17 protein-coding genes and 2 tRNA genes are annotated in these 23,852 nt (G+C 54.8%); 8 read left to right on the top strand and 11 right to left on the bottom strand.

Going from position 1 to position 23,852, the window contains the following annotated elements; genetic code table 11:
* The first annotated feature begins 84 nt into the window (after window positions 1–84).
* From FDZ78_RS05020 to miaA, 4 genes are all read left to right on the top strand, one after another.
* The gene (locus tag FDZ78_RS05020; protein ID WP_136408136.1) at window positions 85–1,524 is read left to right on the top strand and encodes a hypothetical protein; all 1,440 of its coding nucleotides are present in this window, start codon (window positions 85–87) and stop codon (window positions 1,522–1,524) included.
* Window positions 1,525–1,624: 100 nt separating this feature from the next.
* Window positions 1,625–3,808 carry a DPP IV N-terminal domain-containing protein gene (locus FDZ78_RS05015; protein ID WP_136408135.1) on the top strand — a complete coding sequence of 728 codons (2,184 nt, stop codon included), beginning with the start codon at window positions 1,625–1,627 and terminating at the stop codon, window positions 3,806–3,808.
* A 90-nt stretch (window positions 3,809–3,898) separates the two neighbouring features.
* Window positions 3,899–5,239, top strand: a complete 1,341-nt coding sequence (locus tag FDZ78_RS05010) for a hypothetical protein (protein WP_124075716.1) — start codon at window positions 3,899–3,901, stop codon at window positions 5,237–5,239.
* A gap of 7 nt (window positions 5,240–5,246) precedes the next feature.
* Window positions 5,247–6,167 (top strand): tRNA (adenosine(37)-N6)-dimethylallyltransferase MiaA, encoded by a 921-nt coding sequence (miaA, locus tag FDZ78_RS05005; RefSeq protein WP_107032144.1) that lies wholly within the window; start codon window positions 5,247–5,249, stop codon window positions 6,165–6,167.
* A gap of 161 nt (window positions 6,168–6,328) precedes the next feature.
* On the opposite strand, the gene FDZ78_RS05000 is transcribed toward miaA, so the two are convergent.
* From FDZ78_RS05000 to FDZ78_RS04975, 6 genes are all read right to left on the bottom strand, one after another.
* Window positions 6,329–7,336, bottom strand: coding sequence for a YeiH family protein (locus FDZ78_RS05000; RefSeq protein WP_107032143.1), 1,008 nt, complete (start codon window positions 7,334–7,336; stop codon window positions 6,329–6,331).
* A 304-nt stretch (window positions 7,337–7,640) separates the two neighbouring features.
* Window positions 7,641–8,609 carry a methionyl-tRNA formyltransferase gene (fmt, locus tag FDZ78_RS04995; protein ID WP_107032142.1) on the bottom strand — a complete coding sequence of 323 codons (969 nt, stop codon included), beginning with the start codon at window positions 8,607–8,609 and terminating at the stop codon, window positions 7,641–7,643.
* Between the two features lie 62 nt (window positions 8,610–8,671).
* On the bottom strand, window positions 8,672–12,004 hold the full coding sequence (gene porU / locus FDZ78_RS04990) for a type IX secretion system sortase PorU (RefSeq protein ID WP_168181945.1): 3,333 nt from the start codon (window positions 12,002–12,004) through the stop codon (window positions 8,672–8,674).
* Window positions 11,988–13,349, bottom strand: coding sequence for a TrpB-like pyridoxal phosphate-dependent enzyme (locus FDZ78_RS04985; protein ID WP_107032140.1), 1,362 nt, complete (start codon window positions 13,347–13,349; stop codon window positions 11,988–11,990). The genes porU and FDZ78_RS04985 overlap by 17 nt, the downstream gene beginning before the upstream one ends.
* Window positions 13,350–13,498: 149 nt before the next feature.
* A tRNA-Leu gene (locus tag FDZ78_RS04980) sits at window positions 13,499–13,582 on the bottom strand.
* A gap of 143 nt (window positions 13,583–13,725) precedes the next feature.
* A tRNA-Arg gene (locus FDZ78_RS04975) sits at window positions 13,726–13,797 on the bottom strand.
* Between the two features lie 155 nt (window positions 13,798–13,952).
* Here FDZ78_RS04975 and ung point away from each other — a divergent pair.
* The 4 genes from ung to FDZ78_RS04955 are packed head-to-tail and all read left to right on the top strand — an operon-like array spanning window position 13,953 to window position 16,959.
* Complete coding sequence (gene ung / locus FDZ78_RS04970; RefSeq protein ID WP_123400004.1) at window positions 13,953–14,624, top strand: uracil-DNA glycosylase; 672 nt, start codon at window positions 13,953–13,955, stop codon at window positions 14,622–14,624.
* Between the two features lie 44 nt (window positions 14,625–14,668).
* The gene (locus tag FDZ78_RS04965) at window positions 14,669–15,067 is read left to right on the top strand and encodes a C-GCAxxG-C-C family protein (RefSeq protein WP_107032138.1); all 399 of its coding nucleotides are present in this window, start codon (window positions 14,669–14,671) and stop codon (window positions 15,065–15,067) included.
* The gene (locus FDZ78_RS04960) at window positions 15,057–16,328 is read left to right on the top strand and encodes a DUF5103 domain-containing protein (protein WP_160630425.1); all 1,272 of its coding nucleotides are present in this window, start codon (window positions 15,057–15,059) and stop codon (window positions 16,326–16,328) included. The genes FDZ78_RS04965 and FDZ78_RS04960 overlap by 11 nt, the downstream gene beginning before the upstream one ends.
* A gap of 43 nt (window positions 16,329–16,371) precedes the next feature.
* Complete coding sequence (locus FDZ78_RS04955) at window positions 16,372–16,959, top strand: DUF3109 family protein (protein WP_136409152.1); 588 nt, start codon at window positions 16,372–16,374, stop codon at window positions 16,957–16,959.
* A gap of 159 nt (window positions 16,960–17,118) precedes the next feature.
* Here FDZ78_RS04955 and gdhA read toward each other — a convergent pair whose 3' ends face one another.
* From gdhA to FDZ78_RS04930, 5 genes are all read right to left on the bottom strand, one after another.
* On the bottom strand, window positions 17,119–18,456 hold the full coding sequence (gene gdhA, locus FDZ78_RS04950; RefSeq protein WP_107032136.1) for an NADP-specific glutamate dehydrogenase: 1,338 nt from the start codon (window positions 18,454–18,456) through the stop codon (window positions 17,119–17,121).
* A 431-nt stretch (window positions 18,457–18,887) separates the two neighbouring features.
* Window positions 18,888–19,058, bottom strand: a complete 171-nt coding sequence (locus FDZ78_RS04945; RefSeq protein WP_107032135.1) for a DUF362 domain-containing protein — start codon at window positions 19,056–19,058, stop codon at window positions 18,888–18,890.
* Between the two features lie 302 nt (window positions 19,059–19,360).
* A complete protein-coding gene (locus tag FDZ78_RS04940; RefSeq protein ID WP_136408133.1) occupies window positions 19,361–20,863 on the bottom strand; it encodes an MFS transporter in 1,503 nt (500 codons plus the stop codon).
* Between the two features lie 3 nt (window positions 20,864–20,866).
* A complete protein-coding gene (gene uxaC, locus FDZ78_RS04935) occupies window positions 20,867–22,282 on the bottom strand; it encodes a glucuronate isomerase (protein WP_107032133.1) in 1,416 nt (471 codons plus the stop codon).
* A gap of 50 nt (window positions 22,283–22,332) precedes the next feature.
* Window positions 22,333–23,844, bottom strand: coding sequence for a UxaA family hydrolase (locus FDZ78_RS04930; protein ID WP_123398833.1), 1,512 nt, complete (start codon window positions 23,842–23,844; stop codon window positions 22,333–22,335).
* Window positions 23,845–23,852: the final 8 nt, after the last annotated feature.

The following is a 23,852-nucleotide window of genomic DNA, read 5'->3' as shown; positions in this document are numbered from 1 at the left end:
GCCACCTCCGCCGTTCAATTATCAATACCTCGGCCTTTAAGTCAACTACCTTAAAACCGGTAAAACCACAGTGCAAATATGTCAATGATGACACTTCTGCGTCGGGCATTCGGCTTTTCGCCCGACAGTGAGGAGGAAGAAGAGGACTATGATCCCACCGTCCCCACATATGCCGCCGGAGATTCCCGGCAGGCACAGCCGTCGCGTGAAACGGCTGTGGCTGCCAGTGCGGACAACGCTTCTATGCCTGCCGTGGCTGCAGCTACGGCTGTCGAGACTGCGGACAACGCCGCTCTTCCGGCCGCTCTGTTCGATGCCGTGATCGAGGTGTTCAACAGTGCACAGCCTGATTTCATCAAAAAGTGTCTCGACACCGAAGCCCAGCGCAAATTTCTGATCGAATCCATTGACAGCCGTCTCAGAGAGCAGGCCGAACAGGCCATGCGCACATCTGCCAACCAATGGAAGGACGAGAAAAGCCGGCTCGAAGCCCGCATCTCGGAGCTTGAAGGTGATGACAATGCCATGACTGTTCTCCGCAAAGAAAATAGCAGACTGCAGCTGAGTGTCGACCGCCAGAAGCGCGCCCTGCTTGACCGAATCAACGATTTGGAATCGCAGCTTGCAAAGCAGGCCGAAGAAAAAGAGCGGTTCTACAGTCGCCGTAAGCCCAGCGTGCTTGAAGAGGAACTAACCCAGGCCAAGTCGCGGATTGAGGAGCTGGAAGCTACCGTGGCTGAAAAGGAAGAACAGAAGAAAGCCGCAGGTGGTGATGATATTCAGACCGAAGCGGAGGTCATGGAAAGCCCGGACGCACGTGAGGAACTGTTAGCGGAACATGAGCGCCGGATTGCTGAACATGAAAGCCTGATAGCCGAGCGCGATCAGAAGATAGCCGAACTCACAGCCGAGTGCGGCAAGCTCCGTGAGGAAGCCGCCCGTCAGTCGACTCTGCGCGAGCAGCTCGAAGTCAAGACTTCGATGAGCGACAACATGATCAACGATCTCCGCAATCAGGCAGCCGCGGCCCGTCGAGAACTTGAGACAATGCAGCAGGAGCAGCTTCAGGCCGTGGAGCATATACAGAAAGAACTCGACGGATTTGAAGAACTCAAAGCCCGGAAAGATGCCAAGATTGCAGAACTTCAGGAATCTAACGCATCACTTCGCCGCACCATAGAGACAAACCTCTACAACCAGGCCAACAGTGAGATGCGTCTGCGCAAACAGATCAAGGAACTTCAGTCGAAACTTGACTCCACCGCCACTGCCGTGGAATCAGCTCCTGAATATGCCCGTCCGGCCGACCAGGGCCTTGAAATAGGCTTCGATGACGCGCCTAAGGCTCCGGAGAAGCAGAGCCAGCAGCGAAGAAGAGGCCGCCCGCGAAAAGTGAAAATAGACAGCTCGCTCGACAATACCGAATGGTTTTCAGAAGGCAAGCATGACGATCCGGATTTCGGTTATCATGAACCTCCCCGCAAACCGGCCAATGACAACGAAGCCCAGCTGTCGCTCTTCTGACAAAGAAAAATCAACAGGTTTTCAGTGCCTTACCGTATGCTGACAGCCGAATGGCTGAATGAAAATAAAATATTGAGATCAAATACATTCGAAATCAGTGATGAAAAAGATAATATCATGTCTCATGGCCGCTGCCGCTGTTCTGCCGGTCAGCGCCGGAATCTCCGATGATGCCGCGATGGCCCCCTACGTCTATCCGGAAAACTCACCCGCGCGTGTAGCCGCTCCAGCCTACATGCCTGACGGGCAGAGCTATATAGAACTGTCGTCAGACAGAAAGCGCATTGTGAAGTTCGACAGTCGCACCGGTAAAGAACTGGAGACCGTCATGGACGTGACCCACACACGTGAGACAACAATCCCTGAGATTGAAAATTTCATACTCAGCCCTGACGGGACAAAACTGATAGTAGGCCGCGAGCGCAAGATGATCTATCGCCGCTCGTCGATGTCGAAATTCTACGTCTATAATATCCGTACCCGTCAGCTTCATCCGCTGTCAGAGAAATTCGAGCGCCAGCAGGCCCCGCAGTTCTCGCCTGACGGCCGCATGGTGGCTTTCGTTGCTAATGACAACAATATCCACCTCCATAAGATAGACTTCAAGACCGAAGTCGATGTCACCACTGACGGAAAGCCCGGACAGATTATCAACGGAGTGCCCGACTGGGTTTATGAGGAGGAATTCTCAACCTCTGTGTCAATGGCATGGGCTCCTGACAACATGACTCTCTGCTATATCAAATACAATGAAACCGAAGTCCCGGCATTTACATTTCCGCTCTATGAAGGCTCCTGCGACCCGATGACGCAGTATGAATTTTATCCCGGTAGCTTCACTTATAAATATCCTGTAGCCGGGGAGCCGAACTCCAAAGTCAGCATACATTCCTACGATGTTGACAACCGCAAGACCAAAAATCTTGACATTCCCGCTTCTAATTTCGAATACATTCCCCGTATAGCCTATGGCGGTGCGCCTGACCGTCTGATTGTCACCACGCTCAACCGCGCCCAGACCAGAATGGAACTGTTCAGCATGAATCCGCGCTCCAATGTGGCCAAATCAATCCTTGTGGAGGAAGAGCAGGCCTGGATAGAGCCTTGCACTTATGAAAATCTGACTCTCAACGCCGATAATTTTGTAGTGCTCTCGGCCCGCAGCGGGTATGTGCATGCCTACCAGTACACCTATTCCGGAGCCCTGACCCGCACCATCACCAGCGGAGATTTCGAAGTGACAGCCTACTACGGCACCGACGCCAAGGGCAATCACTATGTGCAGTCCACAGCCACCGGACCGATCAACAGAGTAGTCTCCAGGATTGATGCCAAGGGAGTGATGAAGCACATAAGCCCGGAGAAGGGCTGCGCATCGGCCTGGTTCAATCCCGGCAAGAGCGTCTATACCCTCAACTACAGCAACTCGACCCAGCCCCCTGTCTACACCTTATATAATATAGACGGCAAGCAGCAGCGCGTGATTGAAGACAATGCCGCAGTGGCTTCGCGTTACGGTGCGGCTCCGAAAAAAGAATTCACCACCATCCGCACCGATGAGGGAATCGAACTCAACGCCTATATTATCAAGCCGTCCGATTTCAGCCCCTCGCGCCGCTATCCCGTGATTCTCCATCAGTACAGTGGCCCCGGCTCACAGCAGGTGCTCGACTCCTGGAGCATGGACTGGATGCAGTATGCCGCCAAGAAAGGCTATATAGTGATCTGTGCCGACGGACGTGGCACCGGAGGTCGCGGACGTCAGTGGGAAACCATAGTCTACAAGCGTCTGGGTCATTATGAGACCATAGACATGCAGGGCGTAGGCCGCTGGGCCGCGCGTCAACCCTATGTCGACGGCAAGCGGATAGGCATCTGCGGCTGGAGCTACGGCGGCTACGAGACACTGATGTGTGTGACTACCGGCTCTTCTCCTTTTGCCGCGGCAGTGGCCATAGCGCCTGTGACCGACTGGCGCTTCTATGACAGCATATACACCGAACGCTATATGCTGACACCGCGTGAAAACGAAGACGGTTATAAGGCCTCCGCTCCGATCAACGCCGTGGGTGGCCTTGAAGTGCCTGTGCTGATCATGCACGGAACTGCTGATGACAATGTGCATTTCAAGAATACAGTCCAGTTCACGTCGGCTCTTCAGGCTGCCGGCAAATGGTGTGATCTGTTCATATATCCCAACATGAACCATTCGATCAATGGCTGCGGGGCCCGTCTGTCAGTCTACTCCCGGATGCTTGACTACTTCGACCGTAACATGCGCTGAACGAGGTGAAAGCATGGCGTAACGAAACTTTAACACATTCTGAATTGTTGATTAGCACGGTCACTACTAACAAATTATTGTTTTAATAAAATGTCAGAACAGCGAATAAGTAATGAAAGCGCGATATTCTCCCTGTGGCTCAACTGGGCTGTGGCGGTAGGTACGCTTGCAATACCTGAATTTGTGGGTTTGTTTATCCCTAAGATCTGGTTGCCTATGGTTACCTTAGGCCTTATGTTGCTTTTGATTATCTATCGTCACAGTGGCATGAGGTACGAAGCAATGTCATGCAATCTGATCCAGTCGATCTGCCTGAAGACTCTTGGCTACTCTGTGGTCATCATGCTGATTATCGCCGTAGCCTATGTCAGAGGTTTTGTGTCGATTTTCTACTCGGATGATGTGATCAATCTCCACATACCTTATCTGACTATACTGATACTTGGTCCGGTGGCATCTGTCCTATGTGGAATAGCTATTCTGAAGGGCGACACAGCTGAAGTGTGCCGCATGTGCATCATACGCCACGGCAATGCATCCGAGCGTGGTTTCCTTGGACAGATCTTCCGTCAGGAAAGCCAGTTTCAGGTGCGTCTGCTGCTGATCCTTTCAGTTGCGGTCTCGGTGCTGTCATGGAGCTACTATTCACTGTTCTACGTCAATGTCAACATCAACGGCACAGATGCATTTATCTACAACTGGGTGCCTGTGATTTTCTATTCGCTCTCAATTGTTTATCTCGGACTGCGCTATTTCTCCCTCTGGGGCTATTACTACAACCATCTGGAGATGAATCCGCGCGGCAGCGAACCGGGCTCGACCGTGCGCTACATAATATTGACCGGCGACAATGTCTTTCTGACCCGCAGTGACGGATACTATGATGTACCTGACAACAACCGCTTCGATACTCCGGCGGTGCTGAGACTTCCGTATGCTAAGGAAATAAGCAGAGAGAGGGCCAAAGAGGTGTTCGGCGATATAAGCAACATCAGCGAGGACAACTACTCAATGCGTTTCATGTACAAGAGCACTGATGTTTCAGGCCTTAACAATATCTATCATTTCATCTGCTGTCTTGAAAACCGTGAAGTGATCTCCTCATCACGTTACGAAGGCAAATGGTATTCACTCTCGCAGCTTCAGCGCCTGCTCTACAACCGAGATCTCACGCCGATGCTCGCCACTGAGATCCATCGTCTCTACACTATCACTATGGCTTGGAAGACCTATGACAGCGATGGCCGCCGTCTCTACAAGATAAAGAACTATCGTCCGAACTTCCGTTTGAACGGAATCTGTGACTGGGACGTGGATTTCAACAATTCACGCTGGCTTGAAGTGGCAAGGCTCAATGAAGACAAGCCCTTCTACCGCTTCCGCAAACTCTTCCAGCGCAGACAGAACACATCGGAGGGTTATAAAGCCTGAGTCCGTGATGGAAGCGTACAAGCCACTGATTGTGATCACAGGACCGACGGCATCGGGCAAGACCCGGCGGGCCGTTGAGCTGGCCCGCGAGATCGATGCCGAGATCATCAGTGCCGATTCGCGTCAGATCTACCGTGGAATGGACCTCGGTACCGGAAAGGATCTTGAGGAATACGGTGAAGTGCCGGTGCATCTTATAGACATCTGTCCGGCTGGCTACAAGTATAATCTTTTTGAGTTTCTGCGAGATTTCGCAGCAGCGAGGGCAGACATAGAAAGTCGCGGAAAGCGGACCATTCTCTGCGGAGGCACCGGGCTTTATGTGGAAAGTGTGCTGAAAGGACTTCAGTTGCCTGAAGTGCCGGAGAATCCGCAACTGCGTCGGAGCCTTGTAGGCAAGTCGCTTGAAGAGCTGACAGTAATGCTGTCGGCTATGAAAGATCTCCACAATGTGACAGATGTCGATACGGTGAAACGTGCCATCCGAGCCATCGAGATCCAGACCTATTATCATGAGCACCCTGAGGCGGCTGTGAAAGCTGTGCCGAACCCTATGACCGATGCGGTGGTTATAGGAGTGGAAATTGATCGCGAGTCGCGCCGACGGCGCATCACGGAGCGTCTTCAGTCGCGTCTTGAAGCCGGAATGATCGAAGAGGTCAGACGGCTGCTCGACAGCGGCATAGCTCCTGACGATCTGATTTACTACGGTCTGGAATACAAATTCCTTACTCTGCATCTGACCGGACAGATGAGCCGCGAGGAGATGGTCAGCGGCCTTGAGATTGCCATCCATCAGTTTGCCAAGCGGCAGATGACATGGTTCCGCGGCATGGAGAGAAGAGGGTTCCCTATCAACTGGCTCCCCTATGACCTGCCGTCGGAGAAGTTCAATGCAAAGGCTCTGGAACTTATCGGAATGGGATGAGGCTTAGGCGCAACAGTAATCTATAAGAGATATTACAGGACTGCCTCCCGTAGCGGCATGAAAGCCGGCGGGAGGCAGTTTTGCTATATGGTGATCAGATGAAATATGTCGGCACGTCCACTGGGCAGGCGACGTTTGCTCTGATGCCCCATTATACTTTGTTAGAGCCAGAGCGGAGCCAGATGTTTAGCAAGGATATATCCGCCGCCTATGAGCCAGAGATCAAGGCAGAAGGCAAGAATGAAGGGCTTTGCTCCGGCTTTCTTGAATTTGTCGATGCTGGTCTCGGCTCCGAGTGCGGCCATTGCCATTGTCAGCAGGAAGGTGTCAAAGTAGTTGATGGCATCAACGAATGCTGCAGGCAGAAGATCGAAAGAGTTGAAGCCGATGACAGCGAGGAAGCCTACTGCAAACCAGGGAATGTTGACCTTGCCTTTTTCAGCCGATGTGTTTTCGGCTGAGTTGCGGCGGGCAACCCAGAAACCGAGTATGAGCAGGACGGGAACCAGCAGCATCACGCGGATCATCTTTACGATGATGGCTACGTTTGAGATCTCGGTGCCCATTGCGTTGCCGGCACCTACGGCGTGGGCCACTTCATGGAGTGTGGCGCCTGAGTAGATGCCCATTTCCTGTGGCGAGAGATCGAGCCAGCCTGAACGGTAGGCTATCGGGTAGAAGAACATCGAGATAGTGCCGAAGATAACCACTGTGGCTACGGCAACAGCTGTCTTGTAGGGCTGAGTGCGGATTGTGGATTCGGCTCCAAGCACAGCTGCCGCACCGCAGATGCCGCTGCCGACAGAGGTGAGCAGTGCGGTGTCGCGGTCCATCTTGAGCAGACGGCCGATCCAGATGCCGCCGAGAATGGTGGTGGCAACAATGATGGCGTCGATGACAATGCCTGAAACGCCAACGTTGACCACATCCTGGAAGGTCAGGCGGAATCCATAGAGGATGATACCGAGACGCAGTATTTTTTTTGAGCAGAACTGGATGCCGGGCACCCATGTATCAGGGAGGTTGTTGCGCAGGGAGTTGGCGTAGAGCATGCCGAGAATGATGCCGATGATCATCGGGCTGAACGAAATTTCTTTGAGCAGCCTGGCTTCACCGATGTAGAATGACGCACAGGCGAACAGAGCTATCAGCAGTATGCCGTGAAGCATGCTGATGCGGTTTTCAGTTAATTTTGGCATTTAAATAGAACTCTTTAGAATTGGACTTTAAATTGATGCAAAGTAGTACCTCTGTTGGAATTGATGAGTACGGGTGCCATCGAGGCATCTCGTTGGGGAAAGTGTGTGTATGATCTATAGTTTTGTTGTTTTTGTAAGGCAGCCTTTTGTGTTGTGTTTGTTTCTTTCGGGCGCAAAATTACAAAAAAACTGTGACAAAGTGCCACAGTTTTTTTCGTGATTATGGAATTTTTGCATAGATTATACCAACGAAAGGATTCTCGGACTGACTGGCTCAGCGGAAGCACGGGGCCGAAAGGCGTGAGCCTCGCAGGAAGTCGGCCACCGGCATGCGGCGTTTTCCCGGAGCCTGCAGGCTGAGGATCTCAAGTGCTTTTCCGTCGCCTGTGCCTACGGAGAGTGTGGTGCCTGAAATCAGTATCTGGCCGGGCCGGAGAGCCTGATCAGTTGTATCCGTTACCTTGGTCTCAAAAATTTTTACGGCTCCGAGCTCGGTTTCTCCGTCATAGAGGGTGCTCCAGGCGGCAGGGTAGGGTGACAGACCTCTCACGAGGTTGTGGATTGTCACGGCTGTGGCACCCCAGTCTATACGGCAGGTTTCTTTGAAGATCTTAGGCGCAGGGGTTGGTTCGGTGCCTCCGGTCAGCCGGTCCTGGGGAATGGGGCTGAGTGTGCCGGCAATTATATCGTCGATGGTCTTGATGGTGAGGTCGGCGCCGAGCATCATGAGTTTGTCATGTACGTGGCCTACATTGTCTGTTGGCAGGATCTCGATGCGTTCCTGGGCAATGATGTCGCCGGTGTCGATTTCGTGTTTGAGGAAGAAGGTTGTGACTCCGGTCTCGGTGTCGCCGTTGATCACCGCCCAGTTGATGGGTGCGGCTCCGCGGTAGCGGGGCAGGAGGGAGGCGTGGAGATTGAAGGTGCCGAGGCGCGGCATGGTCCAGACTACTTCAGGAAGCATGCGGAAGGCTATGACAATGAACAGGTCGGCTTCAAGCGAGCGAAGTTCTTCTATGAATTCAGGATCTTTAAGTCTGACGGGCTGCATCAGATGCAGGCCTTGGGCAAGGGCGAATTCCTTGACCGGCGACTGGTAGAGTTTGTGACCGCGTCCGGCCGGTTTGTCAGGCATGGTGACCACGCCTACCACGTTGTAGCCGCCGTCTACTATTCTCCGCAGGCTTTCAACTGCAAAATCAGGGGTTCCGAGGAAGACTATTCTGAGATCATTTTTTGTCATGGAGTAAGGGGCTCTTTATAAAGATTGGATGTATGTGGAAATTTCTGAGAGGGGGCAGAGGCTCAGTAGCGCGGGCGTATGAGTGTGAATCCTGCCTCGTTGCTTGATCCGAAGCGCAGTCCGTCGGTGATGAGGACCGATGCTCTGTATGTGCCGTCAGGGAGGGCTGCTCCGGAGGAGTCACGGAAGTCCCATGCGAATGGGAAGGAGGCGTTGTCGAGAGTGAACACAGTGGCTCCCTCCATATTGCGGATGATGAGCCTTGAGGTCAGTCCGGAGGTAGGGTGACCGGCAAGATCAAGTTCGACACTCTTGCGGCAGATGGTGCTGTCGGTGCTGAGTATGGCTGAGAACATGGTGTCAACCACAGTGAATGTCAGAGTCTCGCGTGAAGTGTTTCCGGCAACGTCACGCGCGCTCAGGGTAAGCGTGTGGCGTCCTGCCGGGAGATTGCGCAGGGTGTAGGCCACCTCGGCGCTGCCATCGGTGCCGAAGCGCATTGCCGGTCCTATGTCGGCCAGGCGTGTCGAGGAGTCGAGCACGGCGGTAGGCAAGTCGCCGATGTTGGCAGATCCGGTGGCTATACCGCTTTCGTCGTCGCGGATTGAGGCATAGAGCACAGGCGAAGGCCCGGTCTCGCTGCCGTTGATGAAGTCAGGCGAGTCGAGATAGAGGCTGATCTGCGGGCCTGTGGTGTCGGTCGGAATTGGTGTGAGCGGCTGTCTGACAGTCAGGGTGCTGTCTATTCCGCAGGCTATATGGCCGTCATCGGAGTAGGCGAGCATAGTGAGGCGGTTTCTTCCTTCGCGTGAGCTCAGAGGAGGAGTGATCGTAGCAGACCATAGGCCGTTTTTTACTTCTGCGGAGGTTTCATACAGCAGTTTCTCGTCGAGTGTCATCGGCTTGATGGAGTCTCCGGAGGCATGGGCGTAGCGCATGGTGGTGAGTGGAGCGTCGTAGAGCGAGAGGGTGATGTTGCCGTCAAATGCGGTGTCGGTCGAACCGTCGGCCAGAGTGATGCGTCCGTTGAGCATGAGAGGGCTGAGAGAGGGTGCGTCAAGGGTAGACTCTGCGTCACCGGTTTCAGAACTGAAGCTGACGGCGGCTCTGCGGTCAGGGCGGCGCACCGGCAGTGCGGGGTCGCCAAGAAAATTGTAGCAGAAATTGTTTGTGCGCTGCACACTGCTGTTTTTTCCTGAGAGGTTGATGGTGGTGCGCCAGACATCGCCGAGACGCTCCGGTCCGTCGGGGAGGGAGATTTGCCGGGCGAATTCTTCGTTGAGAGTCTGGTTGTTGTTGAGATATACATCGCGCCCGGTTCCCACAAGCGCTATGGGACCGGAGGGGTGCAGGAACAGTTTGGTGCCTATTCCGCGGAAAGGTGCGTCTACGGGGGTTGTCTCGCAGCTTGCAAAGAAAGTCACCGGCATGGAGGTGAATGTCAGGCGGTCGATGTGCGAGATGCTCATTACAGATCCGATTTCATATGCCCCGGAGTGGCCTGTGTAGTTAAGCAGGAAGGGTCCGCGGGCCACCTGAGAGGCCATCGGTGCGAAAGTGGGCTTGCGCTCGATCTTTTTGTCGAATGGATAAAGCGCGTTGTAGATGCGCGGACAAGTGACCGAGGGGATGTTGCGCATGAGTATGGCGCGCAGTTTTTCCGACCCTTTCAGATGGGCATCTTTGTCACCTTCGCAGGCTACAAGGACGGCAAGGTCCGGGCGTCCGGCAAGGCGGGGCTCCTGCAGGTAGGCTATGCACTTGTCTACGAAGATTCGGGCTTCAGCCGCAGTCAGCACGGGGGCGCGTCCGATCGAGACAGAGGTTTCGATGAATGTCGAGCTAAGGTTTTCGGCAATGCGGTCGGTCATGAAGCCGAAGTAGAGGTCTGTGGCATGGTCCGTGGCCATCGAGGCGGCGTGGTCAGGCCGTTCTACCTCGTAGCCTGTCAGATAGTCTATGCCGTCGTCAGAGACGTTGTGGCGCGGATCGTATGTGGCGGCTCCCATCAGCAGCAGGTAGCGCAGCGGTTTGGCGGGTCGTTCACGGAGCATTCTGACGAACTTGCGCACCGCGTTGGGGTGGGGCGATCCGGATGAAAATTCATCAAAGATATCATTCTGTGTCACTACCGTGACATCGAGTCCCTGCATCAGGCGGTGGGCTTCCGCGAGCCTCTCGGCTTCCGGCTGAAAGGCCGTGGTGGTTACTATCAGATAGTCTGTGGCCGGCATGGCGTGGAGGTTCCGGGCAGATACGCTTCCGGCAAATGCAGGTTTGGGGATGTCACTGCCCGGAGTGAAGAGACACAGTTTCTTTTCGGTGGTGGATCGGGCGGGGAGTGTGACTAATGTGCGGCCGTCGGAGAGCGGATCGTGGCCCAGGCGCTTGATGGCGCGCGGATCGCTGACGTCCCAGATCTCCACATCATCGCTGAGCCCGCTGAGGTTGATTCCGAGCGGGGTTGTGGAGGGGAGGAAGTTCATGAACATGGCCGGCCCGCGGAAGTTGTTTTTCCGCTGATACATCCAGTAGACTTCCGCGAGAGCGAGACGGTCGAACTGTTTGCCTGCCGGAATCGAGAAGTTTACGCTGAACGGCAACTCTGAGGCCGCGGTCACGGGGATTTTCTTAAGAGTGGAGAGTGAGTAGAGGCGGTTGTCTATGGTATTATTCTTGTGGGTGGCAGGGGTGAATGCCGAATGGGTGACCGGCCCGGAAAATGTGACGGCTATGTTCTGGGCTGTGTTTTCGCTGTGGAGATAGGCGTAGCGGTAGGCCAGATTGGCGTATCCGGCGAAATCAGGTGCCGAGAATGTAAAGGTGTAGCCATTGCGCAGGGTGGTGAGGTCCTGAGAAAAGAAAAAGACTCCGGCAGAGTGGAAATTCACCTCCTCAGGGTGGTGCAGATCAATTGACAGGTGGGTTTCTACGGGAGTGGTCTGCGCTGTGCACAGGGTGTCGCCGATTGTGATGCCGGGCAGTGAGGCTGTCAGGAAGTAATTTGAGCCGCGCGAGTAGTGGTTGCGATAGTTTATGATTGACGATGATGTGGAGGGGACGGTGCGCTCGTCGCCTTCGCCATAGAAATACATCGCATCGGCGGTGTGCCATACGGTAACCGGAGGCAGGTCGTCAGGGGCGGTGTCGAGCGGATGTGCCTGCTCGACACTGCCGTAGCCGAACACGCGGACTTTTTCCGGCTCGTCGAATCCCCAGCTGCGGAGCGTAGGGTAGTCGATGCGGTAGACTGAGGTTGAATCGACATGTACCTTCACCCACTGGCCGGAAGCCAGGACGGATGAAGGTGCATAGTCGGCGGCATGGCTTGCTTGCGCGCTGAGCACCAGCAGGGATGCGGTTATGAGTGACAGGGGCTTACTGTTGCTTGGCAAGGTTGGCTTCGATTTCTTCGTCAGTTACAGTGTAGTTGATCAGGTCACCGGAGAGATATTTGTCATATGAGGCCATGTCGACAAGGCCGTGGCCTGAAAGGTTGAAGAGAATCACTTTTTCTTCACCCTCTTTCAGTTTTCTGACTTCGCGGATGGTCGCGGCGATGGCATGACACGATTCAGGAGCAGGGATGATGCCTTCGGCGCGGGCAAAGAGGCAGCCGGCTTCGAATGACTCGATCTGGTCGATGTCAACGGCTTCCATCAGTCCGTCCTTGAGCAACTGGCTGACTATCACACCTGCTCCGTGGTAGCGCAGGCCTCCGGCATGGATGTTGGCGGGCTGGAATTTGTGGCCGAGTGAGAACATGGGCAGCAGCGGTGTGTAGCCGGCCTCGTCGCCGAAGTCGTAGCAGAACTTGCCTTTGGTGAGCTTGGGGCATGAGGCGGGTTCTGCTGCCACGAAGCGTGTGTGTGATTTTCCGTTCTCGGCTGCTATCTTGTGGCGCATGAAGGGGAAGGAGATTCCGCCGAAGTTTGAGCCGCCGCCGAAGCAGGCTATCACTATGTCGGGATACTCTCCGGCCATTTCCATCTGCTTCTCGGCTTCGAGTCCGATTACGGTCTGGTGGAGTGTGACATGGCTGAGCACTGATCCGAGGGCATACTTGCAGTCAGGAGTGGTGCGGGCGAGTTCCACGGCTTCGGAGATGGCGGTGCCGAGCGAGCCCTGTGAGTTGGGGTTGGCGGTCAGAATGTTTTTGCCGGCGCGGGTCGACATGGAAGGCGACGGGGTTACCTGAGCTCCGAATGTCTGCATGATGCTGCGGCGGTAGGGCTTCTGTTCGTAGGAGATTTTTACCTGATAGACAGCGGCTTCAAGTCCGAAGAGCGATGCGGCATATGAAAGCGACGCGCCCCACTGGCCTGCGCCGGTCTCGGTGGTGACGTTTTTCACGCCCTCTTTCTTGCAGTAGTAGGCCTGTGGGATGGCGGAGTTGAGTTTGTGTGATCCCATCGGCGAGACGCTCTCGTTTTTGAAATATATGTGGGCTGATGTGCCGAGCGCTTTTTCAAGGCCATAGGCGCGCACCAGAGGAGTGGAGCGGTAGTATTTGTACATCTCGCGGACCTCATCGGGGATCGGAATCCAGCGGTCGGTCATGTTCAGCTCCTGGTCGCAGCATTCGCGGGCGAAGATCGGATAGAGATCTTCGGCTTTCATCGGCTCGCGGGTCTGGGGATTGAGCGGCGGCATCGGTTTCACCGGCATGTCGGCCTGGATATTATACCAGTTGCGGGGTATCTCGTCCTCTTCGAGGAAGTATCTTTTTTTCTGTGACATTTGATTGGTTTTGTAGATGGATTGAGAGATTGGTAAGGGTGTGTCTGATTTTGACAATGTAAAAGTAGTCAATCTTCGCCAAACTGCCAACACCGGCATAAAAAAAGATCAGCCAGTTAGCGCGGAGCTAAGTGGCTGATTTCTTCCGGTGCTCGAAGCGGGACTTGAACCCGCACGGTCGCAATGACCAAAGGATTTTAAGTCCTTCGTGTCTACCATTCCACCATTCGAGCTGACCTTTTAATGGTGCGAAAATGGCTTTCGCGCTGCAAAGATATGTCTTTTTTTTGTTAAATGCAAAAAGGAGCGGGCAAAATAAAAAATCAGCCGGCTGCATCACTGGGTTTTGCTCGCGGCTGATTTTTGTGTCTACTTGTATTCCCGTAGGGAGTCGAACCCTAATCGTCGGAACCGGAATCCGATATTCTATCCATTGAACTACGGGAACATGGCGTTTACGAGGTGCAAAATTAGTGAAATTTTCGTATTTTTGCAAAGTTATATGACCGGATATGAATTATTCTTCATATAAAAATGTTAAACAAGATCGTTTCAGGGGCCTCTGCCGGCTGCCGGCGATGCTTTAAATGAAAAAACTTCAAGATGGACGTAAAGATAGAACCTTCCTGGAAAGAGGCGCTTGCCGATGAATGGGACAAGGATTATTTCGAAGCACTGACCCGCTTTGTGCGCGGGCGTTACGCCGAACGGATTGTCTATCCGCCTGCCGGACGTATTTTCGCCGCTTTTGATGCCTGTCCGTTCGATGATGTCAAGGTGGTGATTCTCGGTCAGGACCCTTATCCGGGTGCCGGGCAGGCCAACGGACTCAGTTTTTCGGTCAATCCGGAGGTGGATCTGCCGCGCTCGCTGCGCAACATCTACACGGAGCTGTCAGCTGACCTCGGATGTCAGCCTCCTTCGTCGGGCGACCTCAGTTTCTGGGCCCGTCAGGGTGTTTTACTGCTCAACTCCACCCTCACGGTCGATGCCGGAGCTCCGGCTTCGCATCAGAATCACGGATGGGAGACTTTCACCGATGCGGCTATCCGCCGCCTTGCCGAAGGTCGTGACCATCTGGTGTTTATCCTTTGGGGGGCCTATGCACAGCGCAAGGGGGAGTTCATTGACCGTTCGCGCCACTGCGTGATCTCCTCGCCACATCCGTCGCCTCTGAGTGCCTCGCGCGGATTTTTCGGGAGCCGCCCGTTTTCAAGAGCCAATGCCTATCTTGCAGAGCATGGCATAGAGCCGGTCAGATGGTCGGATCGCTGAACGATAAGTGAAAGCAACAGCAATAGACAGAATACAAAAGAATTATGAAATACAGCATTGAGCAACGTAAAGAACTGGCTCGCCGGCTTCGCGCCGAAGGGCGTAACTGCTGCCAGTCGGTGGCTATGGCCTTTGATGATGTCACAGGTCTTGACGGCGAGACCGTTGGCCGTCTCGCCGAGGGTTTCGGGAGTGGTTTCGGAGGCCGTCAGGAGGTCTGTGGCGCCGTTTCTGGGACCACTATGATCTGCGGCGTGGCTTATGCCGGCATGGACCGCAAGGATATCTACGGCAAGGTGAAGGCTGCGATGGGCGCTTTCGAGCAACTTGAGGGGTCCTGCTCCTGCCGCGATCTGAAAGGTCCGGGCCGCAAGCCTTGCCTTGAACTGATAACCGATGCCGTGGAGATTCTCCACAGACAGCTTGAGGCCGATGGCAGGTAGACTGTCGGTTTTCCTGCTGCTGCTCGCTGCCGCTCTTGCGTCGGCCGGGCAGGATCTGTCTGTCGATACGTCGCAGGGCATTTTCCACCCGGCTTTCAGGTCGCTCAGAGTGACGCTTGCCGGAGATGAGTTCGCTCCGCCGGTGGTGGCGCTCCGCGACGGCGACAGCCGCATCGAGATCTCGTTTGACGAAATTTCAGACGAGCGGCGTTTCATGCGCTATGAGCTGGTCCACTGCGATGCCCGCTGGCGTCCTGAAGGGCTGGTGGCGTCGGAGTTTCTCGACGGATTCAACGAGGGCATTGTGGAGGACTACGATTTTTCTCGCGCCACGCTGGTGCATTATGTCCACTATACAATAACGGTGCCGAACGGGGATGTCCGCATCACTCAGCCGGGCAACTATCTGCTGAGGGTCTATGATGAGTCTGATCCCGACGAGACTTTGCTCCAGGCGCGTTTCGGTGTGGCTGACTTCTCAGCCGGCGTGGCTGTAACGGTAAGTTCGAAGACCGACATTGACACCAACCGTTCGCATCAGCAGCTTGAGATAGCCCTTGACCTTAGCCGTACGGGAGGAGTGACCGATCCTTACAATGATCTGACCCTGGTCATCAGCCAGAACGGACGCACTGACAATGAAGTGGTGCTCACCACACCCCAGCGGGTGGCGGGCAGCAGGGTGTTCTATTCCCATCTGCGGCCGCTGATATTTCCTGCCGGCAACGAGTATCGCCGTTTCGAGACCGTCTCCACTACCTATCCCGGTATGGGTGTGGCCGAAGTCCGCTATGACGCTCCGGTCTACAATATGCAGCTCTACACCGACGAGCCGCGTGCCAACGGCAAATATCTTTATGACAGCACCCAGCATGGGCGTTTCTTCATCAGGGAATGGTCGTCAGACAATTCCGACACGGAGGCCGACTATGTGATGACCCACTTCTCGCTTGCCATGCCTGAGATGACCGGAGGCGATGTTTTTATTGACGGAGATCTGACCCAGCGCCGTTTCGACACCTCTTCGCGCATGGTCTACAATCAAGCCACCGGAGCCTACGAGCAGTCGATGCTTCTCAAGCAGGGAGCCTACAACTATCAGTATCTCTATCTGCCCTTTGGAGCTACGAGAGGCGAGAACAGCATAGAGGGCAATTATTACGAGACTGTAAACGAATATACCGTCAGGGTCTATCACCGTCCGCGCGGTTCGCGCTTCGACCGGCTGATAGGAGTGGCGTTTGTAAAATCCGGAGTCTGAGTGCCGGAATTATATGATTATGGAAGAAACAACTGAAGAAATTATGCTACAGATACAGGATACATTAGTGTCGCTTGACCTTGCCGAGGTCTTTTTCTGCTGCGACATTGAGAAATGCAAGGGCGAATGCTGCATCGAGGGCGATGCTGGCGCGCCGCTTACCGAGGAGGAACGCGATGAGATCGACCGTCTGTTGCCGCGTTTCGAAGACAAACTGCTCCCTTCGGCCAAGGAGCGCATAGCCGAGGAGGGCACGAGCTATCTTGACCCCGACGGTGACCTGGTCACTCAGATTGTGGATGGCCGCAACTGCATCTACACCTGCTATGCTCCTGGCGGAGTGTGTCAGTGTGCCATCGAGTGCGCCTTCAACGAGGGGAAGACCGGTGGATTCCGCAAGCCGTCGTCATGTGCGCTCTATCCGGTGCGTCTGACCAAGTATCCGACTTTCACCGCCGTGAACTATCACCGCTGGAAGATCTGCCGTTCGGCCGAACAGCTTGGACGCAAACTGGGTGTAAGGCTCTATCAGTTCCTCGAAGCTCCTCTGACGGCCCATTTCGGCCGCGAGTGGTACGATGAACTGAAAATGGCCTGCGAAGCCTACCTCGAAGAGTATGGCGACAAGTAGCGGGCCTTTCTGAGGTGAGGTTTGTATGAAATATGTAGTTGCCTGTCAGAATCTTGGGTAAAGGGAGGCGTTCAATAGCCCGTAAAAACGCCGGAGGCCGTTTCCTTGCGAAACAGCCTCCGGTTATCTATCTGGTTATGAGTAGTGTCAGCGGGGAGATCAGATGATGCCCTGGCCCATCATGGCGTTGGCAACCTTCATGAAGCCAGCGATGTTGGCGCCCTTCATGTAGTTGATATATCCGTCAGCCTCGGTGCCGTGTTTCACACACTGGGTGTGGATGTTCTTCATGATCTCATGGAGACGGCGGTCTACTTCTTCGGCGCTCCACTGGAGGTGTTCGGCGTTCTGGCTCATTTCGAGACCTGAAGTGGCCACACCGCCTGCGTTGACAGCCTTGCCGGGGGCATAGGTTACCTTGGCGGCGAGGAAGGTGTCAATGGCTTCGGGTGTGCAGCCCATGTTGGAGACTTCGGCTACGAGTTCAACGCCGTTGGCTACTAGCTTCTTGGCGTCTTCGCCGTCGACTTCGTTCTGAGTTGCGCAGGGGAGGGCGATGTCTACCTTCTGTTCCCAGGGCTTGCGGCCGGGATAGAATGTGGCGTTGGGATATTTTTCGGCATAAGGTGCTACGATGTCTTCGCCGGTGGCGCGGAGATAGAGCATGTAGTCGATCTTCTCGCCTGAGATGCCGTCAGGATCGTAGATGTAGCCGTCAGGACCGGAGATGGTGACTACTTTGCCGCCGAGCTCGGTGGCCTTGAGGGCTGCGCCCCATGCCACATTGCCGAAGCCTGAGATGGCGATAGTCTTGCCGGTGATGTTGTCTTTCTTTTCGTCGAGCATGCTCTGAACGAAGTAGAGAGCGCCGAAACCTGTTGCTTCCGGGCGGATGAGTGAACCGCCGAAGTCGAGGCCCTTGCCGGTGAAAGTGCCGGTGCATTCGTTGACGAGCTTCTTGTACATGCCGTACATGTAGCCTACTTCGCGGCCGCCTACGCCGATATCGCCTGCGGGCACGTCGCGGTCAGGACCGAGGTTCTTCCAGAGGCCGAGGATGAAGGCCTGGCAGAAGCGCATGATTTCAGCGTCGCTCTTGCCGCGGGGCGAGAAGTCGCTGCCGCCTTTGGCGCCGCCCATCGGAAGGGTGGTCAGAGCGTTTTTGAAAGTCTGCTCGAAACCGAGGAATTTGAGGATGGAGAGGTTGACGGATGCGTGGAAGCGGATGCCGCCTTTATACGGGCCGATGGCGTTGTTGAACTGAACGCGGTAGCCGATGTTGTTCTGGACTTCGCCTTTGTCGTCGACCCAGGTCACGCGGAAAGTGACGATGCGGTCGGGCTCGACCATGCGCTCAATGATTTTTGCTTTTTCGAATTCAGGATGCTGATTGTAGACGTCCTCAACACAGATAAGGACTTCCTTCACTGCCTGAAGGTATTCCTTTTCGCCGGGATGCTTGGCTTCCAGGCTGTTCAGAATATTGTTAATATCCATGATAAAAAGAAATTGATGGATTTAAAGGGTATTGGTGATTTGGTTAACGCTGCAAATGTAACACTAAATTCAATATGGTGGATCAAAAAAGCGAGATTTTTTTGATGTTATAAAGCATAAGAATTGAACATAAAAATGGCTTCTCAGCTATTTCAGTGGCATCTTTGGCTTGACTATTTGTCAGTCTTGGCCTGGTTTTGAGATGAAAGTGTCAGTCTATGGCGGCAAAAGGGTGGATTATGCCGGATATTCCTGAAAAATGAATCAGATTGCTATGTGGCATTCCGGAATACAGATGGATCTGTGAGATATGCCTGACTCAGTGAGGGCCGCCATGCTTCACTGCTTCAGCTTGGGATAAAAAGAAGCTGCCGCCGAACAGAGGAATTCTGTTCAGCGGCAGTAAAATCTTGAGACTTCTCGCTGGCGGATTATTCGCCGGGGATGATAGCTTCGCTGGGGCAAACTTCAGCGCAAGAGCCACATTCGATGCAAGTATCGGGGTCGATGTGGTAGATGTCGCCTTCAGAAATTGCGTCAACGGGGCAAACGGGCTGGCAAGTGCCACAAGCCACGCAAGAGTCAGTGATTACGTAAGCCATGATCTGATAAATTTGAGTTGTTAGATAATTTGATACGAAAATTTTTGGACACGGCGCAACCCGAAGGCCCACCGGATAGATGATGCAAAAGTAACTCTTTTCGCTGAATTATCATCTAAAAAACTCAGAAAAAATCGGCCCCGGTGAAATTATTTTGTCTCAGACGGACATCAGTCTGTGCTTTCGGGTGTGCGGCCTGCTGCTTCCGGCAGCCGGAACTGACAAAAAGCAGACAGCCTGAAAGCGCGTTTCAGGCAGTCTGTCGGTAATTCTGAGTTATTTCTGATGGAAACCCTTAAGGATCAGGCTTCGATCTTCTTGTAGCGGGGTACGAGGAGCTTCATGATGCACCAGCCTATGAGGTAGGCGACGCCGCAGATGCAGAACACGATGAAGTAGCCTGCGGGCTTGCCTTCATAGCTCATGAACGACATGTTGGTCTGGGCTGCATAGTCGAAGAGCACACCTGAGCAGAGGTTGATCAGGAATGATCCGATGCCGCCGGCCATGCCGCCGATACCGATGATGGTGGCGATGGTCGATTTGGGGAACATGTCACCTACCACTGAGTAGATGTTGGCGCTCCATGACTGGTGGGCGGCTCCGGCTATACCGATGATGATGATCGGGAGCCAGGGCGACACTGAGCTCATGGGCTGGGCCAGAAGGGCAAGCAGGGGGAACACGGCGAAGATAAGCATGGCTTTCATGCGGGCCGAGTAGGGGTCTACGGTGATGCCTTTGCTTGCGGCGCGGTCAATGAAGATGGTCGGGAGCTTGCCGCCGTAGATCGAGAGCATGGTGATCAGGTAGAGCACGAAGATCATCATCATGCCTTCGCCCGATGAAGTCGACAGTTTGAAGACATCGGTGATGTAGGCGGGTGTCCAGAAGAGGAAGAACCACCAGACACCGTCAGTCAGGAATTTGCCGAAGAATACAGCCCATGTCTGCGGATATTTGAAGCATTTCAGGAAGGGGATGGTAGCGGTCTTGCTGTCTTCGGTCTCGGCTTTCTCTCTGGCTGTTTCGTCAGCAGCGTCATCGTCCTGCTCGATGTATGCGAGCTCGGCGGCGTTGACACGCGGGTTTTCAGCGGGTTTCTTATAGAGGAAAATCCAGAAGCCCATCCAGACGAAGCCGAGGGCACCGATGATGATGAAGGCCATTTCCCAGCCGTTGCCCCAGCCGATGCTCTGGAAGTATTTGGCGAGCGGGCCGATGGAGAAGGGTGCGATAAGAGCGCCTACGGCCGAGCCTGCGTTGAAGATCGAGGTGGCATATGCGCGGTCGCGTTTCGGGAAGTATTCGGCTGTCACTTTGATCGCTGCCGGGAAGTTGCCGGCCTCACCGAGGGCGAGTATGGTGCGGGCTGCGAGGAAGAAGTAGACCGATACGGTGGCGATTGTGATGGCAAGGTCGCCGGTGGCCTTTACAAGGCCGGTGGCGTCATGAAGACCGAGTGTGGCTTCGGTGGCGATGCCGCAGGCTGCGTGGAGGCAGGCGCCGGCTGACCATACGCCGATTGCCCAGAGGTAGCCTTTCTTGGTGCCCATCCAGTCAATGAAGCGGCCTGCCAGTAGGTTGGCCACGGCATAGACGATGGAGAAGACTGCAGTGATCAGACCGTAGTTTGCGTCGGTCCAGTGGAATTCAGGGGAGATGAACTCTTTCCAGGTGAGCGAAAGCACCTGGCGGTCCATGTAGTTGACGGTCGTTGCGAGGAAAAGCAGTGCGCAGATGGTCCAGCGGAAGTTGGTCATCTTCTGGTTTGCTGCTGCGAGGGGTGAGGTTGCTGCTGCCATAGATTAGAACTTGAAGTAGTTTTTGGCGTTGTTGTAGCAGATATCCTCGATCATCTGGTTGACCCGGTTTTCTTCATAGCCGGTGTAGGGGATGAGACCGTTTTCCACATCATTGCCCACGAGGTTGCACAGTGTGCGGCGGAAGTATTCGTGGCGCGGATATGAGAGGAATGAGCGTGAGTCGGTGAGCATGCCGACGAAACGGCTGAGCAGGCCCAGAAGCGAGAGGGCGTTCATCTGCTTCTCCATGCCGTCTTTCTGGTCAAGGAACCACCAGCCTGAGCCGAACTGGATCTTGCCGGGGATGGTGCCGTCCTGGAAGTTGCCGAGCATTGTGGCGAGCACTTCGTTGGCGCAGGGATTGAGGTTATAGAGGATGGTCTTGGTCAGTTTGCCGCGTGAGTTGAGGGTGTCAAGGAATTTGGCGCAGGCTTTGGCAGTGGTGAATTCGCCGATTGAGTCAAAGCCGGTGTCGGGGCCGAGGAGCTTGAACATCTTGGAGTTGTTGTTGCGGATGGCACCGTAGTGGAACTGTTGGGTCCAGCCTGAGGCATAGTCCATCTCGCCGAACACCAGGAGCATGGCGCTCTTGAACTTGTTGATCTCTTCTGCTGTGAGCTGCTTGCCTCCGTAGACTTTGTCGAAGATGGCTTCGATCTCGCCGTCAGTGAAGTCTTCGGCGTAGAATTCCTCGATGCCGTGGTCTGACAGGCGGCAGCCCATCTCCTCGAAGAAGTCGTGGCGCTTCTGGAGGGCATCGATCATGTCCTGGAATTTGTTGATTTCAACGCCTGAAACTTCGGCGAGTTTTTCAACATATGCGCGGAATTCGGCGGGGTTTTCAACGGCCATTGCTTTGTCGGGACGCCAGGTGGGGAGCATCTTGATCTCGAAGCCGCTGTCGCGTACCTGCTTGTGGTATTCGAGTGTGTCGACGGGATCGTCGGTGGTGCAGACGGCTTCCACGTTGTAGCGGCGCATGAGTCCGCGGGCGGTCATGTTGGGGTCGTTGAGGAGCTTGTCGTTACATTCGTCGAAGATCTCGCGGGCGGTTTCGGGGTTGAGCAGCTTGTCAATGCCGAAAGCGGTCTTAAGTTCGAGGTGTGTCCAGTGGTAGAGGGGGTTGCGGAAGGTGTAGGGAACTGTTTCGGCCCATTTTTCAAATTTTTCCCAGTCTGAAGTGTCGGTGCCGGTGCAGAAACGTTCGTCAACACCGTTGGAGCGCATTGCGCGCCATTTGTAGTGGTCGCCGCCAAGCCAGATTTCAGTGATTGACTTGAAGCGGTGGTCATCGGCTACCATCTTGGGTATGAGGTGGCAGTGATAGTCGATGATGGGCATCTTAGCCGCGTGTTCGTGATATAGCTTCTGTGCGGTTTCGGTCTGCAACAGGAAGTTTTCGTCCATGAAAGGTTTCATGCAGAAATGGATTTTTAATGGTTATTGTTTTTGGTGATAAGGAGAGGTGATCAGAGCGTCACGCCGTTTTTGAAGATGGCTATTTCGTGGATGCCGCTCTTTTCGGAGTTGACTTCTTCGCCTGAGGCTACTTTGAGCACGTAGTCAATGAAGTCGGCGAGTACGTCGGCCATCGAGCTGTCTTCCACAAGGCGTCCGGCGTTGAAGTCGATCCAGGTGGGCTTGCGCTGTGCGAGTCCGGAGTTGGTTGAGATCTTCATGGTGGGGACAAAGGTGCCGAACGGTGTGCCGCGGCCTGTGGTGAAGAGCACCATCTGGCAGCCTGCGGCGGCGAGAGCTGTGGAGGCCACGAGGTCGTTGCCGGGAGCCGACAGGAGGTTGAGGCCGTGGTTGCTGATGCGTTCGCCGTATTCCATCACTCCGAATACGGGGCTCTTGCCGGACTTCTGGGTGCAGCCGAGGGCTTTTTCCTCAAGGGTGGAGATGCCGCCGGCCTTGTTGCCCGGAGAGGGGTTTTCGCCTACGGGTTCGCCGTGGCTGAGGAAGTATTCCTTGAAGTTGTTGATGAGTGACACGGTCTGGCCGAGCAGGCTGTTGTCGGCGCAGCGGCGCATGAGGATTGTCTCGGCTCCGAACATTTCGGGGACTTCGGTGAGCACTGTTGTGCCGCCTTCCTGGTCGCAGAGCCAGTCAGAGAATTCGCCGAGCAGCGGATTGGCTGTGATGCCTGAGAATCCGTCTGATCCGCCGCACTTGAGGCCGATGCGGAGTTTGGAGGCCGGTACGGTGGTGCGCTTGAAGTTGCGGGCCTGATCGTAGAGGTCACGGAGAATTCTTACTCCGGTTTCCACTTCGTCGCCTTCCACTTCCTGGCATACCATGAATTTCACGCGGGAGCGGTCATAGTCGCCGCAGAATTCCTCGAAAACCTTGGGTTGGTTGTTTTCGCATCCGAGTCCTACCACGAGGATGCCGCCGGCGTTGGGGTGGTGCACCATGTCGCGCAGGATCTTTTTGGTGTTTTCGTGGTCATCGCCGAGCTGCGAGCAGCCGTAGTTGTGGGGGAATCCGAAGATGCCGTCCACGCCCTCGGCCTTGGTTTCGGCGTTGAGACGGTCTACAATCTGCTTCACGATGCCGTTGACGCAGCCCACGGTGGGGATGACCCAGAGTTCGTTGCGGATGCCTACCTGGCCATCGGCGCGCTCATAGCCCATGAAGGTTGCTTCGGCGCCTTTGCGGGCCGATCCGGGGGCGGGAGCCGAGGGGTTGTCGATGGCTATGTCGGAGTAGTCGAGCTGGCCTTCGAGGTTGGTCTTGATGTCGTTGTGGTCGAGGAATGCACCGCGGCTCACGGCGTGGCGCGCGTGGCCGATCGGGAAACCGTATTTGATCACGTTCTCGCCCTCGGCTATGTCGCGGAGAGCGAACTTGTGGCCGGCGGGGATGTCGGCCACAAGTGTGATCTCTTCGCCGTCTACGTTGAGGGCTGTTCCGGCGCTGAGCGCGTTGATGGCCACTGCTACGTTGTCGGCGGGATTGATCTTGAGAAAGTCTTTCATCTGTCAGT

Source organism: Duncaniella sp. B8 (assembly GCF_005304985.1).
Taxonomy (GTDB): domain Bacteria; phylum Bacteroidota; class Bacteroidia; order Bacteroidales; family Muribaculaceae; genus Duncaniella; species Duncaniella muris.
The sequence above is the reverse complement of the archived record's forward strand: the minus strand, read 5'-3'. Positions and strand labels throughout refer to the sequence as shown.

Bases quoted from the DNA above. Each gene is read 5' to 3' on its own strand.
- FDZ78_RS05000 (WP_107032143.1), bottom strand. From the start codon at position 7,336: ATGCTTCACGGCATACTGCTGATAGCTCTGTTCGCCTGTGCGTCATTC.
- uxaC (WP_107032133.1), bottom strand. From the start codon at position 22,282: ATGAAACCTTTCATGGACGAAAACTTCCTGTTGCAGACCGAAACCGCA.
- gdhA (WP_107032136.1), bottom strand. From the start codon at position 18,456: ATGGATATTAACAATATTCTGAACAGCCTGGAAGCCAAGCATCCCGGC.
- FDZ78_RS05015 (WP_136408135.1), top strand. From the start codon at position 1,625: ATGAAAAAGATAATATCATGTCTCATGGCCGCTGCCGCTGTTCTGCCG.
- FDZ78_RS05020 (WP_136408136.1), top strand. From the start codon at position 85: ATGATGACACTTCTGCGTCGGGCATTCGGCTTTTCGCCCGACAGTGAG.
- FDZ78_RS04930 (WP_123398833.1), bottom strand. From the start codon at position 23,844: ATGAAAGACTTTCTCAAGATCAATCCCGCCGACAACGTAGCAGTGGCC.
- FDZ78_RS05010 (WP_124075716.1), top strand. From the start codon at position 3,899: ATGTCAGAACAGCGAATAAGTAATGAAAGCGCGATATTCTCCCTGTGG.
- FDZ78_RS04945 (WP_107032135.1), bottom strand. From the start codon at position 19,058: ATGGCTTACGTAATCACTGACTCTTGCGTGGCTTGTGGCACTTGCCAG.
- FDZ78_RS04985 (WP_107032140.1), bottom strand. From the start codon at position 13,349: ATGTCACAGAAAAAAAGATACTTCCTCGAAGAGGACGAGATACCCCGC.
- FDZ78_RS04940 (WP_136408133.1), bottom strand. From the start codon at position 20,863: ATGGCAGCAGCAACCTCACCCCTCGCAGCAGCAAACCAGAAGATGACC.
- fmt (WP_107032142.1), bottom strand. From the start codon at position 8,609: ATGACAAAAAATGATCTCAGAATAGTCTTCCTCGGAACCCCTGATTTT.
- ung (WP_123400004.1), top strand. From the start codon at position 13,953: ATGGACGTAAAGATAGAACCTTCCTGGAAAGAGGCGCTTGCCGATGAA.
- FDZ78_RS04960 (WP_160630425.1), top strand. From the start codon at position 15,057: ATGGCAGGTAGACTGTCGGTTTTCCTGCTGCTGCTCGCTGCCGCTCTT.
- FDZ78_RS04955 (WP_136409152.1), top strand. From the start codon at position 16,372: ATGCTACAGATACAGGATACATTAGTGTCGCTTGACCTTGCCGAGGTC.
- FDZ78_RS04965 (WP_107032138.1), top strand. From the start codon at position 14,669: ATGAAATACAGCATTGAGCAACGTAAAGAACTGGCTCGCCGGCTTCGC.
- miaA (WP_107032144.1), top strand. From the start codon at position 5,247: ATGGAAGCGTACAAGCCACTGATTGTGATCACAGGACCGACGGCATCG.